The sequence below is a fragment of the Nonomuraea terrae genome (assembly GCF_004348995.1).
GTDB classification, from domain to species: domain Bacteria; phylum Actinomycetota; class Actinomycetes; order Streptosporangiales; family Streptosporangiaceae; genus Nonomuraea; species Nonomuraea terrae.
The window spans coordinates 15,649-30,217 of record NZ_SMKQ01000095.1 but is presented as its reverse complement, the minus strand read 5'-3'; the positions used below and the strand labels follow the sequence as shown (position 1 = coordinate 30,217).

Here is a 14,569-nt window from a genome sequence, read left to right as displayed (position 1 = left end):
TCGCCGGCTGCACACCGCCTGCGGCGACATCCCACCCGCAGAGTACGAAGCGATCCACTACCGTCACCAACAAGCCGCAGCGACCGCGGCAGAAACCAAGTAGCCGAGTCTCCACGAAACCCGGCGCGGTTCAATGCTCACACGCTCAGGAGCTGCTCCCTCGCACCATGCCAAGACGATGATGGGATGCCCCTGCGCGTCGACACTGACGCCGGATCACCCGCCTGTGGGAGGCGAGCAACTCGTAACGCTCATAATCCCGATGACTGCCAGCACGATCCCGCACAAGCGCCGCATATACGCAGGTTAAGCACGACCGACGTTGCTGCCACGGGCCGTGATCATACTGCCGTTCAACCGTAGCAGGGCCGTGCAAGGCGACCTGCGACGCCGGTCGGTTGGTCAGGGCGCTTACGAGGAGCCTGCGATCCAGCATGCCGCCGTACAGGGTTGCGAGCTGCCGATCCGTCAAGCTTCTGGGAGCCACCTTGGGAGCCACCCGAACGGACGATCACGAATTGAGCCGAACGAACCTGAACGGAACGACGACCGTCGACCAGCGAGGCGAACGATCCTGAACGACCCTGGAGATCCTTTGGGAATCTTGTAAACAGAAGGTCAGGGGTTCGATTCCCCTCGTCGGCTCGCAGCTCGAAGGCCCCTTCCGGTACTTGGAAGGGGCCTTTTGATCTCCATACAGCAGCGCCGTACAGCAACCGTTCCGCTCCTCACATGCCGAAGGCATCGTCGGGGAGTCCATGGGGTCTGTCCAGTAGACGGCTCGTACCAGGACACTCCTACGCCGGCGAGCACCGCCACCTCCTCCCGCCGCAGCCCGGGTGTACGGTGGCCCTCGCCTGCCGGCAGGCCCACGCCAGCGGGCGTCACGCGGGCTCGCCGTGACCGGAGGAATGCGCGCATCTCGGAACTGCGCCGCTGCCGCGCCTCTGTGGAGAACCGGGAAATGCCCATCAGGTCGTGCTATGTAGCGATTAACAGACCTCGTCGGTACGGCGGCGTCGTAGATTTCCCTGCCGGGCTTGGGCACGGTCCCCCTCCGTGAGATGAGCTCGGTGTTCGCACAAGCCCGAAGCTCATTCCTCACGAGGGGGACCCCGCATGTCTCGCACGCGGACTTGACCAGGAGATCTCTGGCCACCTGCCGGGGTGGCTGTCTCGCTGCCGAGAGGAACACCACGGCTCACGACCGGCTGCGACGCCACAGGGTCTGCCTCAGACGGGCTGGCCGACCGGCCGGATGGTCAGGGTGTTGAGGTCGACGTCGGCCGGCTGGCCGAGGGCGAAGCAGATGGCCTCGGCGACGGGCTCGGGGGACAGGGCGAAGGGCGGGACGCCGCCTTGCCAGAAGGCGGTGTCGGTCATGCCGGGGTTGACGAGGGTGACGCCGATGCCGCGGCTGGTGGCGTGCATCCGCAGGTTTTCGGCCATGCCGGTGACGGCCCACTTGGTGGCGGAGTAGAGGTTGGCGGGGCTGTTCTTCAGGCCGGCGACGCTGCCGATGAGCACCAGCCGCCCGCCCGTGGTCTCGAGGTGGGGCAGGGCGGCGTTGGCCAGCAGTGCGGGGCCGAGGACGTTGGTGAGGACCATGGGGGCCCACAGTTCCGGGTCGCCGTCGGCGATGGTGCGCGGGTGGTCGGCGGGGATGAAGCCGGCGTTGGCCACCGCGGCGTGCAGGGCGCCGAAATGTGCCACGGTGCGGGTCACGGCGGCTTGGGTGGCCGGCCAGTCGGCGGCGTCGGCGATGATGCCGAGCAGCCGGTCGGGGTGGCCGGTCTCGTCGAGGAAGGATTTGAGTTTGGTCTCGTCGCGGCCGGTGACGGCCACGCGGTGGCCGCGGTCGAGGAGCAATCGTGCGGTGTGGGCGCCGATGCCGCTGGTCGCGCCGGTGATCAGTACGGTCTTGCCGGTCATGGTCATACTCCCGGGTGTTGGAGGTCCTGTTGGTGCATCACAGGAGGGCTTCGACGGTGACGGGCGGGCCGATCACCACTACAAGAGCTGGTCGGACAGGGTCCATCTCCGTATCGCAGGTCGCGTTCAACCTGCTGATCCCAGGAAACCCGCCTGACCGCGCACGAGGCAGAGCGCGTTTATAGGGGGGACAAGCTCAACCCCTCTACCACCGCCACTTGCGCGAACCCTGCGGTTACCGTGAAGGCATGGAGCAGCGACCCGACCACCGCGACCAGATCCGGGATTTCCTCACCACCCGGCGCGCGAAGCTGACCCCGGAGCAGGTCGGGCTGCCCACCAGCGGCCGGCGCCGGGTCCCCGGGCTGCGCCGCGAGGAGGTCGCAGTGCTGGCCGGTGTGAGTACCGAGTGGTACACGCGGCTGGAGAAGGGCCACATCAGTGGCGTATCGGAAGAGGTACTCGACGCGGTGGCCCAGGCACTGCGCCTGGACCAGGATGAACGCACCTATCTGTTCGATCTGGCCCACGCCGCCCGCCGCGCACCTTCGCGCCGCAAGGACGTCCAGGTCCCGCCGCCGGTCCAGTGGCTGCTGGACTCCATGACGATGTCGGCGGCGTTCGTGCGCAACGGCCGTTCGGACCTCGTCGCCGTCAATGCGCTGGCCCGGAGCGTGCTCGCCCCGGTCTTCGACAGTCCCACCACCGCCCAGCACGGCCGTGCCAACCTCGCCCGCTATGTCTTCCTCGACCCGGGCTCCCGGCAGTTCTTCGTCGACTGGGACGCGGCCGCCGTCGTCGCCGCCGCGCTGCTGCGCGCCGAAGCCGGACGCGAGACCCACGACCGCGCCCTGCGCGAACTCATCGGCGAACTGTCCACCCTCAGCACCGAGTTCCGCAGCCAGTGGGCCGCTCACGACGTCCGCATCCGCCACGACGGCACCAAGCGGCTATGGCACCCCCAGGTCGGCGACCTGGAGCTGACCTTCCAGTCCCTCGACCTGCCCATGTCCAACCGGACGCCGTACGACCTCACCGTCTACACCGCCGAACCAGGCAGCACCTTCGAAGACCGGCTCAAGCTCCTGGCCAGCCTGGACGCCACCCACCCCCAGGCAACAGAACCCACCAACCAGCCGAGCTGAAGCGCGCCGCCCTCCGACCGATGCTCTCCGGGATCACGGCCCGGCTTCAGCGCGATACGGCTGCGAGGCCGGGCCGGTGTTCCTGGCCGACGGCGTCGAGATCGGGTCTCGTCTCGCCGCGGGTCCTTCACGCTTGACGTACTGGGCGGACCTGTGCTGGTCGGAACGGGAGCAATCTCAGAACTAGCGTGAGCACCGGGCGAGACCGATCTTGCTGACACGTTCGCTGACGACGGTCCTGGACGATCGGAGATGGGTGGACCCCTGCTCTTATCCAAGGGGCACATGAGCAGGGGTCCGCGTGACATGTGGACAGCCGTGGACGGTCTCGTTCTCACTTGTATACAGAAGGTCCGGGGTTCGATTCCCCTCGTCGGGTCGCAGCTCGAAGGCCCTTCGGGAAGATCCCGGAGGGCCTTTGTGATCTACGTTCAGCAGCGTTGTACAGCAACGTGGTCTTTCGATGGCGGGAGCCCCTGTGGCAGCGACTCGGATGCTCACGTTCGCCATGTGGCGTGACGGTCATTGCTGGGGCCTCGAAGAGTTGCTCAGGCCTCTCGGGTCCCTGATCGACGGTTACGAGTGGCGATTGACGATCGACTGGCTGATTCCCCAGACCGAGATACCCGGGGATGTGTGGCTGTCGACGTGGCAGGTTCTCCAGTTGTTCGAGCCTCACCCACAGCTTGTGGATGGAGAGGCGGAGGGGCCGCGGTCTCCTGGGCGACCCCTGTGTCACCGGGATCCAGCCGTCCAGCGGAGCCGTCAGCGCCTGTTCAGGCACCAGCCGGGGTTGCCCCCGGCTGTACGGCGTCGCCTCCGGCCGGGGAGACGTCCCCGGTGAAGCGGCGCAACTTTCGGCTCAGCGCAGCTGCAGCAGCCGTCACGACAAGTAGCCCACCCAGTACGACCAGCGCCACCGCGCCGCCCAGTGCGGCAGCCAGCGCTCCGCCGAGGACCGGGCCGAAGGGTTTGAGCGCCATGCTGCCCATGCTCAGGACCGCGCCCATCCGGCCAAGCAGCTCTTCTGGCACCATCCGTGCGATCACCACGCTCAGCACCACGTTCAGCGAGGGGGTCGACAGGGTGATGAACACCAACGGAACCATCGGCCACCACGCCCCCCACGGCAGCGCCGTGGCCGCCAGCGCGGCACCGAAGACGGTCAAGACGACCAACAGCAGTCTGCCGGGCGGCAGGAGTTTGCCGATACGGCCCGACAGCAGCGCCCCGGCCAGCCCGCCGATGCCGAGGCCGGCCAGGACTGTGCCGGTGGTGAGCGCACCACCGCCGCGTTCGCCGACGAGCACGATCAGAGGTATCAGGAATGCCCCGCCCAGCAGGTTGAGGACCATCATCGCCGCAGTGACCTCCCGCAGGCCCCGCTGGCGCCACAGCCAAGTGATGGCCTCGGCTGCTTCCCTGCGCATGCCACGCCGGATCGGGCGCTGCTCCTCGCCGTCCTCTCGTGTGGAGGGCTGCGAGTGGTTCGCCGGGCGGCGCGGCACCTTCGCCAGAGCGTAGAAGAGCGTGGCGGCAAGGAAGGTGATGGTGTCGACGACGAAGGGCACTGCACGCCCCAGGCTGTACAGCAGGCCACCGAGCGGAGGGCCGATCAGCCCGGCGGCATGTGTGCGGGACTCCTCTTGGGCGTAGGCGCTGTGCAGTTGGCTCGTGGGGACGATCCCGCGAATGGCCGTGTCCAGGACAGGCTCGATGAACGCGGCGCACAGCGCGTCGAGTACCGCCAGCGTGACGAAGTGCCATATCTGTACCTGGTCGGTGAGGATCAGTGCTGCCAGCAGCGCTGAGACAACCGCCTGGAGGCCCTGGGCGGTGATCAGCGTACGGCGGCGGTCCCACCTATCCACCCAGACGCCGGCCGGTATCTGGATCAGAAGGAAAGCGACGGTGCGGGCCCCGGCGACGATGCCCGCCAGCCCGGGGGAGCCGGTAAGCGCGAGCACCAGCAGCGGCATGGCCAGTCTGGTGAACTCCGACCCCAACCGAGACACCGCGCTGCCGATCCACAGCAATTGAAAACGCGCGTTCCTGCGCAGCGGGACGATGTCGGTCACGGACCATTTCCTTGCGTTGGCGGGTGCGACTCCTGGCTGAGATGCCGTTTCCGGCAGAGGCAGGGGCTGCCGCCGTGGTTCAGGCTTCGGACAGGCGCGAGGCGGGACCCGGCGAAAATACTCATCAGGCACGACGCTGTCCACCGAATATCGCTCCCCGCAGGCTTCCGCTCCCGGACACGCCGTCCTCCTCGGGCGGCGCCTGCCCCATCCGCTCGTCGCGGGCCTTCTTGCCGATGCGATCCTCGGCCATCCCCGTGGCGCGTCCAGAAGTCGCGCCGCGTATCGGTGATGAGACCGTCGCTCTGGAGTACGCCTACGTGCCTGCCGCGACCTCTGCGGCGAACGCCGCCACGTCCACCCGGGTTCCGTCCAGGGCGATCAGGACGCGGCGCGCGAGGGGGTGCGCGTAGGTGTGGCCGCCCTCGCGCAGCTCGCGATGGAGCACCGGGAACAGTGCGCACACGGCTGGACCGCTGTGGGGGCAGTACCACGTGCGGTGATCCCAGTCCAGCTCGCCGGCCCGGCCGGCGCGGACGACGTCCACGACGTCCTGGGACGTCGCCTCGCTCCGGCCGAGCAGGGCGGCGACGACGGCGAGGACCTCGGCGCGCTCCCGTTCCCATATGCCGTCCCAGACCCGGTCGGGCACCTCACGCAGCGGCACGGCTCGGACAGGCGGAAGGGCCAGCAGGTCGCGCATATAGGCACGAGCCAGCCGCTCTTCGGCCTTGTGCGGTAACCCTTCGGGTAGCACCGCCGATGCGAGAGCGGAGTTCTCCCTCAAGACAGCGCCGATCCCAGCGGCAGTGGCATCGCCGCCGGTGTGGTCGGTGATCGCGGCGGCGACGGCGGTAGGAGCCTCGCCGACGAGAGCGGCGACTCTGTGGCACATTGAGCCGGGGCGGTCGTCCTCGGCGACGGTGCGGGCGAAGGCCGTCAGGAGGCCGTCGTGGCGCGCTTTCCACCGCCAGCCCGCGTACAGGTCGGGCGGGAAGCCGCGCGGCTCCGCCGCCGTACCGCCGTACCGGACGGCGAACCAGGTGAACGAATAGGTGATCAGGCCGCCGCGGAGCAGAGCCGACGCTGTCACCGGTGTCCCGGCCACGCGGGCCGCCGCGGCGTCGGCGCGCCGGAGCATGTCGATCAGTACGTCCTGGGCCTCGGCCGGGATCGGCCGCCCCCGCGACATGTCCGTCATCCACCACCTGTGCAGGGCGTCAGTGAGCAGGGACCGGCGAAGGGCGAGCAGAGCGAGCTCGTACGCGACCACGGCGCGCAGTTCGTCGCGCGCCATCTCCGACAGGTACGGCAGGCCCAGCCGCAACTCGTCCCGCCAGGGAGCGACTCGCAAGGCCAGCGCGTCGGGACGCGCCCACACGTACACTCGCCGCGGTCGGCGAACTCCCAGCTCGGCGGCCACCTCGGCGATCAGCCTGTGCAGTTCCTCGTCGGCATGCGGCAGCCGCGACTCGTCCGGATCCGCCATCTGGAGCGCCGTAGCCACTCCGCCCGCCACCAGGCCGGCCGCCACCGCGGGAAGGACAGCCGGGACCAGCACGGCCACGACCACCGCCACGGCGATTCCGGCCGCCAGCGACACCAACCACCGTCGTGCCCATGCCGGGACGAGTAACTGCGGCCGCGCCTTCATCACCATCCAGAGCACACGCAGCCGCGGAACGGAGAGGCGCTCTTCCTCTGACCAGGAGCTCACGTGATCAAGCTAGGGAGGGTGGGAACGGCAGGCAAGGGCCACGCGCTCCCCGCCTGAGCCGCTCATCCCTCAGCGGCGACCCCGGCGGCCACTTCATGAGCCCCACGCCCGCGAGGTTGCGCCGGCGCGACCGCCACGGCCGCACCCGGGTGAGGCAGCGAGCCAGACCGCGGTGCATGGACCTGGATCGTGCGGCCGCCGATCGGAAGACCCCTGGCCAGGGGCTGGGTTTCCCTTTCCGCCCGGGATTGGCCCTCCGCTCGGGTCTGCGCCGTGAGCGCCGACCTGGAGGAGATGGTCGGCATGTGCGAGGTCGTTGATCAGTTTCCTCGACCGTCAACCGGCTCATCGTCGCGCCGCCTGCTGGCCGCCGGCGCGCGCGGCGGCCGGCGTGGCGCGCACGCTTGGTCGGCTGTGATGAGCAGGCGCAGGTAGATCGACGTGGTCAAGGTCTTCAACAGCTCGGCGGGATCGCGGCGTGCTGCACGGGGAGGCGGCCAGGGCGCGTACCTTGGCGCTGGTCGGTGCCCAGCTCGCTCAGGTGCTTGATGGCCGCAGGGCGCGACCGTCCGTTCTCCTGAGCGGGCTGGGCTCGACGGCGGCCCTGGCCGCGGTCGTGCACACGCACGGCGTCAGCCACTTCTTCGGTCGACGCCGCTCGGGCCGTGGCCTGGGCGCGCACGCTCGGCTCCGTGGCTGCCGCACTGGTCGTCGACAGGCTGTTCCAGGGCCCGATGGAGCGGGTCCTGGGCCTACCGGTGCCGCGCACGCGCGCGAAATGCCCGTCCCGGTGTGAGCTCCAGGCTTACAGGGAGCCGTTCTTCCACGGGCCGGTGATCGCGAGCGTGATGCCGGGCACCTGGATGTTGGCGAACAGCCACCCGCCGTCTCTGGTGTCGAACACCGATCCGCACCACTCGGAGTGGGTGTAGTCGCCGGGCGCGACGCTCTTGCCCGGCACGCCGCCGGCGGGGAGAACGACGGCGTTCTCCGCGAACGGGAAGATCTCCCCGTCGGTGGTGAGGCCGTGCAGGCCGTTCACGCCCGACCCGTCCTCGCACAGCACGATGCCGCCGCGAGGGCTGACGCAGATGTTGTCAGGGTTGCTCAGCACGGACGCGTTCGGCGAGGCGAACAGCACCCGCATGGTGTTGTCGGCGATGTCGTACTCGAACACCTGGCCCTGGTTGATCGGCCCTCCGTAGGTGCTGACGATGTAGATCTTGCCGTCGTGGTACCAGGCGCCCTCCAGCCGGGTGAACGACGCGCCGCCCTTGGCGATGCCCTGCTGTGCGACGCTGGTCTCGCCCGGGCCGGGGTCGGGCTCGTCGATGACGACCCATCCGATCTCGGGATAGGTGACGCCCGTGCCGTCGGCGTAGGTGGTGTACGCAGACGAGCCGATCGACATCATCTCCAGCACACCGCCCTGCGACAGGTCGCCGCGGACCTTCGGTCTGAAGCGGTAGAAACCGCCTGGCGTGTTGTCCTCGGTCTCGTAGACCCAGCCGGTGCGCGGGTCCACGGCCACGGCCTCGTGGGTGAAACGGCCCATCTCCTTGTACGGCTCGGCGGTGCTGACGCCGTCGTGTGGCACCTCGAAGATGTAGCCGTGCCGGATGTCGCCGTTGACCATCTCGGTCTCCTCGCACGACAGCCAGCTGCCCCAGGGGGTGGGCCCGCCGGCGCAGTTGCCGTACGTGCCGCCGAGGCTGGCCCAGCTGTCCAGGAACTCGCCCTGGCGCGTGTCGAAGATCAGCGAGGTGGTGCCGGCGCCTGCGGCCGGGTCGTAGGCCGGGTCGACGAAGGCGCCGTTCATGTCGCCGAGCTCGTGGTTGCGGACCAGCACGGTCCAGTGGCCCTTGCCCTCGCCGGGAGTCCGCCTCTTGAGCTTTTCGCTGGGCCGGAACGCGGCCATCCCGTCGTGAGCGGCGGGGGTCGGGCGACCGTCGGTCATGAGGTCTCCGGTCCAGCCGTGCGTGACGTACTCGAAGCCGCGTGGCAGCTTGATCAGTTCCAGCCCGGTGGTGTGGTCCTTCACAGGTGCGAGCGGTCCGTAGTCGGGGCTGAAGGGCCGCTTCACCATCGTGGAGGCGTCCGCCGTACGCGCGGAGAGGGCGGCCAGCGGTCCGCCGGTCACCACGCCCAGGGTGGTCGCGGCCAGGCCGTTCCGGAGGAATCCCCGGCGATCTAATTCGGTCATGTGTTCGACTCCTCATCCATCGCGACGCTTGACTTGTGGTACGTTGCACCGTTTTGTGACTTGCGCCACAGGCTACGCTTCGTGTGCTTCATGGCGCTGAGGTGAAGCAAAGATGACGCCGTACCGAACGCCCCCTGTGAGTCGTCGGTCCCGTGCGCCTCTACCGGAGCATCGCGTCCGCGCCGATCCTCACCCTGCCGCCGCCAAGGAGGCGAACCCCGGCACCCACGCCGACGGCCACCACTGGGTGGAAGTCGTCAGACCCTGAGCAGCCGGCTGCTTGTCCCGTCCGGTGGCACGGCGAAGGCGATCCGGGGTGGCGGACGGCGCCGGCGCAGACGCGTGCCCGGCGGCGTGAACAGAACGAATGTTTTGCCCGAACCCGCCGGCTCTCCGTCGGGAGAACGCGGCGATCACGCACGGGCCTGACACGGACTCGCGCAGGTAGGCGGCTCCGGCGGAATCGGCCGGCACAAGGCGTCTCATCGCTGATGCGTCCGCCGGGCGGGTACGTATGGCGCTCATATGCCCAGCTCGGCTGACGAATGGCGGCCGCCGTACTGGATGGGACGGACTATTTCCCGATGTGGCTACTTGTGTGCCAAGCCGAGTTGCATGACCTGCACCTGGTTGCCGTCCGGGTCTGTCGTGGTGGCGAACAGGCTGCCTTCGAGATAGTGCGGTTTCTCCTGCCAGGTGGCACCCAGTTCCTGCATGCGCGATATGACGGCCGACGCGTCGGCGACCTCGAAGTTCAACGTCGTCCGGGCGGTCTCCGGGTTCTTGTCGGCCACCGGAAGCTCCTCGATGAGCAGGTGGAACGTTCCGAAGCGGAGGCTGATCAGGCAGCCCGCCATCCCCGTCTCGTCCGGCTCCAGCGTGGAGACGTACCAGTCGCGCAGGCGCTCGGGGGCGCTGCTGCCAAGCGTGATGCTGCCCAGGGTCGAACCCGCCATTGGCTCTCCTTCATGACATTCCGCGTGATTGCGCTCTGAAAGTTATCAATTCATCCGCTATTCGTAAATGTCGTTCTCGTATTCCCCGCATGCTTTCGACACTAAGGTGAGTGGGGCTCGCGATCTTCGCGGTTCGTTTAAGTGCAACAACGACCCTTATCTGCCTAAATGCCACAAGTTTGCATCATTGCTGAACGGGCCCTCAGCAGTGCCCGTGCCTGGCTCGGGTCCACTTCGGCGGAGGTCTTGGGAACGTTCGGCTTCAGGTCGGGCCGCCGTGCCCCCGCCTCGCGGCGCTCATCTGGCCACCGCGCAGGGGTCGCACCGCCCCGAACACTCATCGCCCTTCACCCAGGGCGCGGCCAGGACGTTCTCGTCTGCGAGCGATTAGACGTCCGGCATGTCAGCCAAGGCGGCCGCCAAAGAGCCGAGCAATTCCCGCGGTCTTCTCCGCCACCACCATCCGTCCATGAGGACAATCCGGTGGTACCGAGAGATCGCCTCGCCGCCGTCATCAACGGTCGCCGCACGAAAGCGCTCGTCGAGCGGCTGGATCTCCGCGTGCCAGGTTGCCCGCACCGGGTGCGTCAAACATCGGTGTACTCGTCCACCACGTCGTCGTATCCGCGTTCGACCTTGGTCACGAGCCATGCCCACTTGTCGGACATCTCAGCCACGATGAAAACCTTGCGCCATCCCAGGCAGCGGCCATGGCACGCTCACCCGCGAGGTGGGCCCGCCTTGATGCGTCGCACAAGCTCTTCCATGGGCCCGCGACGGCCGTGGAGATGCTCGAACCACCAGGTGGCCCCCGCGTCGGCATAAGGCTTGATCGAAGAGCCTGGGTCGCTGACGCCGATGAGGGCCACGTCGGAGAGGTGCAGGCCACTGATCTGGGCGGCAAGGGCGTCAGGAGTGAGAGCCATGTTTCCCTCCTGATCGTCGCCGCCGATGATCCAGCCGTCCCAGCGGGCGGCGCGGCGGAGCGCGGCCGGGGCCGTGCCGCCGACCCAGATCGGGACGCGGGGACGCTGCACCGGGAGAGGCGCAAGCCGTACGCCATCGACCGTGTAATGCTCGCCATGGTGGCGGACCTCGTCGCCGGACCACAGGGAGGTGATGACCTCCAGGGCCTCGTCGAGGACGGCGCCGCCGGGGCGCGCTTGGCCGAAAGCGGTGAACTCGCCGGTATCCCCGCCGAGGCCGGCGCCCAGGATGGCGCGGCCGTTGCACAACCTGTCGAAGGTGGCGACCGTCTGGGCCAGAGCTTCCGGGCGGTGGCGGGCTACGGGGGTCACGGCCGTGCCGAGCTTGATGCGGGAGGTCGCTTGCGCGGCCGCGGCGAGGGCCACCCAGGGGTCGGCCGATGGGGCGCCCCAGACGAAGGCGAGGTGGTCCCAGACCAGGACTGCCTCCCACCCGGCGGCCTCGGCCTCCTGCGCGAGCGTGACCAGGCGAGACGGCTCGGCGAGATCTCCAAGGATCGCGATGTCGATGCCGTAGCGCATGTGACCACTCAAGCACCCCGCACTGACATTCCTGGCTGGCTGGTGGCAGCGCGGACGACTCGTTCACCTGGACCGGCACGCTCGCACCGACAGAATCGGCCACCGTCACCCTCACTGTGTGGGTGGTCAGGCGCGGCGAGATGGAGAACACCGTCACCTGGGACGGCGGCACGGACACCACCACGACCGCGATCACCGGCAAGCACCGTTGCGGTAAGAAACACGGCGAGACAACCAGCCGTAAGTGCGCTTGACGCTCGGCCGGGAGGTGGTCAGCCCGCTTCCCGGCCACGGACGTCCGTGCGGCGCTCAGGCGCGCTGGCGCTCGTCCCGCTGCCGGATCAGCTCCTCGACCGCGCTCGGCAGAGTCGTCTCGAAGTCGATCAGCTTCGCCCACGTCGGGGTCACGACGATCCGGACCATGCCGTCGTAGAGCGAGCGCACCTCCGCCTCCCACTCGACCCGTTGCTCGGGCGTCATCCTGTAGGTGCCGCTGGCCTGGAGATACTCGTCCGGGATGCCGTCGACGACGTCCAGCTCGGCCCGACCGCGGATGAGCAAGATCTTGGGTGGGTGCACCTCGGTGTCGATCGTCAGGGCGACCGTCGGGTTCTCGCGCAGGGCCGGGAGCTTCGGGGCGTTCTTCGAGGTGCACATGACGATCTGCGAGCCGTTCCAGGTGAACCCGATCGGGACATTACGCGGTGTGCCGTCCTTGGCGACGTAGGCCAGGCGGGTCAGGTCGCGGGCCAGCAGTTCCTGGCTGATCGGCCGGTTCAGAACCTCGGTGATCTCGTACGGTTGCACGGTCATCCCTTTCGTCGTCCTCTTGGTCCGCCCGGCGTTCCGCCGGTGTCCCTGGGACGGAGCCGGAGCCGCATTCTCGACACATACGGCAGTCGCGTACGGAGATCGGCACGATCACGCGCGGCTCGCCGCGTCTTCCCACCGGGGCATGTCGACCTCTTCGTCGATGTTCTCCTCCTCGTACCACCCCTGTCCACTGATCCAGGTGTCGAGCCACTCGGCCAGGCTGGGGGAGTCGACGAACCACGCTTCGGCCCATTGGCCATCGTCGATGGGGTTCGGCTCGAACAACAGCACCGTTCCCGCTTCGCTCCGGCAATCGACGCATGCGTACATCGAGCAGCCCCAGGTGAGGATGGGGAGAACGCCTTCAGGCCAGAACCAGCGGGTGTCCGTGGCGTCCGAAACTCGTCGTTGCCGGTATTCCTCCACCGCCGTGAGGCCGACGTCGGAGGTGCGTCCGGTCTTGCTCAGGCCGAGGATGCCGTACTCCGGGCCGAAGCCGCCGTTACCGATCCTCCGGTAGAGCTGCGCGAGAAGAGGGTGAAGGGGGAACCCCAGCGCGGACTCTGCCTCTGCGATGTCTTCCGGGGAGACAATGGGTGGGAGTTCCGGGCTGCCGGCGGCGGCTCGCGTCGCGACTCTGGCCAGAAGATCACCGAAATCGATCACTGATACATCGTGGACCATGCGGGTCGCCTTGTCGTGAGCGCCCGTTCGCGATGCCGGTGTGGAAACGTTCAGCGAGAAGGGAGGGCGCGTGGCAGTGGCACGAGTACTCGTGATCGGTCTCGATCCCGCCAGGATCCAGGGCTGGGACCCGGCGCCGGTGCAGGCGGCGATGGCACGCGGTCAGGCCCGTTTCGACGATCACGGCATCGAGGCGGACTGGTGCCTGGTGGCGCCCGATGAGAACCCTGAGGGAGTGATCGCTGAGGCGTTGGCCCGCGGAGACCACGAGTGCGTGGTCATCGGGGGCGGCATCCGGAAGGAGGAGTCGTTGTGCGAACTCTTCGAGAAGGTGGTCAACCTGGTCCGGCGGCACGCGCCCGACGCGGCCATCGCCTTCAACAGCAGCCCGCAGGACTGCGTCGACGCGGCCCTGCGGTGGCTACGGTAGACGGCTTCGTGTTGTCACACCTTGAGCAGCTCTTCGCTCAGCTTCCAGAGGCGCCGCGCCGACTCGGGGTCGAGGGCGTGCGCCACGACGTCGGTCGAGGGGAACTCGCCACCGGCCATGTCGAACGGCTTCGGGTCCTCATCGAGCGGTGAGATGTCGTTGTCCTTCAGATAGACACCGCCGATCCCGTCGAGCAGCGGGCTGGTCGCCGCGAACACGCTGGTGCTGGCCCCTTGCTGCGGTGTCTTCTTCTCGTTGTCGGGATCGATGACCGGCCGGCCGGACTCGTCGAGCATTCCCATGGCCCGCAGCGCGTCCACGGGGAACCCGAGTGTCGGTGCCGCGCCTTCGGGCCGCCACGGTCCCAGGTTCGTGGTGACGATGATCCCTGGGTGCACGGCGTAGCCGCGGATGCCGTCGTGGGCCCACCGGCGGTCCAGTTCGACGGCGAACAGGATGTTGGCCGTCTTGGACTGCGCGTACGCCAGGTGACCGTCGTAGTCGCCGGTGGTGAAGTTCGGGTCGTCCCAGCGGATGTCGCTGATTCGATGAGCCCCGGAGGTCAGGTTGACGACCCGGGCGCCGTGCGCGGCGCGCAGGGCGGGCAGCAGTCCGTTGGTCAGCTGGAAGTGGCCGAGGTGGTTGGTCGCGAAGTGCGACTCGTAGCCGCGGTCGTCCCGCACCAGCGGGCCGCCCTGGATGCCGGCGTTGTTCAGCAGGATGTGCAGCGGACGCCCGGAGTCGAGGTACCGGGCCGCGAAGGCGTCGATCGACGCCGGGTCGAGCAGGTCCAGCTGACCGGCCTCGGCCCGTTCGATCCCTGCCAGGGCGGCAGCGGCCCGCTCCGGATTGCGTGCGGCCACGGTGACGGACGCTCCGGCCTTGCTGAGCGCGCGGGTCGCCGCGAGGCCGAGCCCTTGGTGGCCTCCGGTGACGACGACGTTCGTGCCCGACAGGTCGATGCCCGCCAGGACGTCGTCGGCGGTCGACGCCGCGGTGAACCCGGTCCCGATGGGGTGCTGTTTCTGTGTCATGACACCAGTCTGGCTCAGGGATTTCGAACTCTGAATGCTTGTGAGTGCGTATTTCTTGTGTGATAGTAC

Annotated in this window: 11 protein-coding genes and 1 pseudogene; 2 read left to right on the top strand and 10 right to left on the bottom strand. The window is 68.4% G+C overall.

From position 1 onward, the window contains the following. Positions 1 to 783: 783 nt before the first annotated feature. A pseudogene (locus E1286_RS50490) lies at positions 784 to 972 on the bottom strand (helix-turn-helix transcriptional regulator); the annotation flags it as partial. Positions 973 to 1,233: 261 nt separating this feature from the next. Beyond that, on the bottom strand, positions 1,234 to 1,932 hold the full coding sequence (locus tag E1286_RS26515) for an SDR family oxidoreductase (RefSeq protein WP_165969925.1): 699 nt from the start codon (positions 1,930 to 1,932) through the stop codon (positions 1,234 to 1,236). A gap of 248 nt (positions 1,933 to 2,180) precedes the next feature. Between E1286_RS26515 and E1286_RS26510 the strand changes: the two genes are divergently transcribed. Next, positions 2,181 to 3,077 carry a helix-turn-helix transcriptional regulator gene (locus E1286_RS26510; RefSeq protein ID WP_132616548.1) on the top strand — a complete coding sequence of 299 codons (897 nt, stop codon included), beginning with the start codon at positions 2,181 to 2,183 and terminating at the stop codon, positions 3,075 to 3,077. Between the two features lie 776 nt (positions 3,078 to 3,853). On the opposite strand, the gene E1286_RS26505 is transcribed toward E1286_RS26510, so the two are convergent. The 7 genes from E1286_RS26505 to E1286_RS26470 all read right to left on the bottom strand — a co-directional run bounded on the left by E1286_RS26505 (position 3,854) and on the right by E1286_RS26470 (position 13,018). After that, the gene (locus tag E1286_RS26505; protein ID WP_132616546.1) at positions 3,854 to 5,155 is read right to left on the bottom strand and encodes an MFS transporter; all 1,302 of its coding nucleotides are present in this window, start codon (positions 5,153 to 5,155) and stop codon (positions 3,854 to 3,856) included. 316 nt (positions 5,156 to 5,471) lie between these two features. After that, positions 5,472 to 6,872: a M48 family metalloprotease gene (locus tag E1286_RS26500; RefSeq protein WP_132616544.1), complete on the bottom strand. Its 1,401-nt coding sequence runs from the start codon at positions 6,870 to 6,872 to the stop codon at positions 5,472 to 5,474. A gap of 805 nt (positions 6,873 to 7,677) precedes the next feature. Beyond that, positions 7,678 to 9,075 carry a PhoX family protein gene (locus tag E1286_RS26495; RefSeq protein ID WP_132616542.1) on the bottom strand — a complete coding sequence of 466 codons (1,398 nt, stop codon included), beginning with the start codon at positions 9,073 to 9,075 and terminating at the stop codon, positions 7,678 to 7,680. A gap of 590 nt (positions 9,076 to 9,665) precedes the next feature. Next, entirely contained in the window at positions 9,666 to 10,031 is a 366-nt protein-coding gene (locus E1286_RS26490) for a VOC family protein (protein ID WP_132616540.1), read from the bottom strand. Positions 10,032 to 10,750: 719 nt separating this feature from the next. Next, a complete protein-coding gene (locus tag E1286_RS26480) occupies positions 10,751 to 11,539 on the bottom strand; it encodes an LLM class flavin-dependent oxidoreductase (protein WP_132616538.1) in 789 nt (262 codons plus the stop codon). 309 nt (positions 11,540 to 11,848) lie between these two features. Continuing rightward, positions 11,849 to 12,352 (bottom strand): pyridoxamine 5'-phosphate oxidase family protein, encoded by a 504-nt coding sequence (locus E1286_RS26475; RefSeq protein WP_246075176.1) that lies wholly within the window; start codon positions 12,350 to 12,352, stop codon positions 11,849 to 11,851. 108 nt (positions 12,353 to 12,460) lie between these two features. Then, the gene (locus E1286_RS26470; protein WP_223190407.1) at positions 12,461 to 13,018 is read right to left on the bottom strand and encodes an SMI1/KNR4 family protein; all 558 of its coding nucleotides are present in this window, start codon (positions 13,016 to 13,018) and stop codon (positions 12,461 to 12,463) included. Positions 13,019 to 13,106: 88 nt separating this feature from the next. Here E1286_RS26470 and E1286_RS26465 point away from each other — a divergent pair, with 88 nt between their 5' ends. Further along, positions 13,107 to 13,466 carry a hypothetical protein gene (locus E1286_RS26465; protein ID WP_132616534.1) on the top strand — a complete coding sequence of 120 codons (360 nt, stop codon included), beginning with the start codon at positions 13,107 to 13,109 and terminating at the stop codon, positions 13,464 to 13,466. 14 nt (positions 13,467 to 13,480) lie between these two features. On the opposite strand, the gene E1286_RS26460 is transcribed toward E1286_RS26465, so the two are convergent. After that, positions 13,481 to 14,500, bottom strand: a complete 1,020-nt coding sequence (locus E1286_RS26460; RefSeq protein WP_132616532.1) for an SDR family NAD(P)-dependent oxidoreductase — start codon at positions 14,498 to 14,500, stop codon at positions 13,481 to 13,483. Positions 14,501 to 14,569 lie beyond the last annotated feature (69 nt).

What these genes read in the sequence shown, in the direction of transcription:
- E1286_RS26515 (WP_165969925.1), bottom strand. Translation starts at nt 1,932, where the DNA reads ATGACCGGCAAGACCGTACTGATCACCGGCGCGACCAGCGGCATCGGC.
- E1286_RS26510 (WP_132616548.1), top strand. Translation starts at nt 2,181, where the DNA reads ATGGAGCAGCGACCCGACCACCGCGACCAGATCCGGGATTTCCTCACC.
- E1286_RS26495 (WP_132616542.1), bottom strand. Translation starts at nt 9,075, where the DNA reads ATGACCGAATTAGATCGCCGGGGATTCCTCCGGAACGGCCTGGCCGCG.
- E1286_RS26490 (WP_132616540.1), bottom strand. Translation starts at nt 10,031, where the DNA reads ATGGCGGGTTCGACCCTGGGCAGCATCACGCTTGGCAGCAGCGCCCCC.
- E1286_RS26480 (WP_132616538.1), bottom strand. Translation starts at nt 11,539, where the DNA reads ATGCGCTACGGCATCGACATCGCGATCCTTGGAGATCTCGCCGAGCCG.
- E1286_RS26475 (WP_246075176.1), bottom strand. Translation starts at nt 12,352, where the DNA reads ATGACCGTGCAACCGTACGAGATCACCGAGGTTCTGAACCGGCCGATC.
- E1286_RS26460 (WP_132616532.1), bottom strand. Translation starts at nt 14,500, where the DNA reads ATGACACAGAAACAGCACCCCATCGGGACCGGGTTCACCGCGGCGTCG.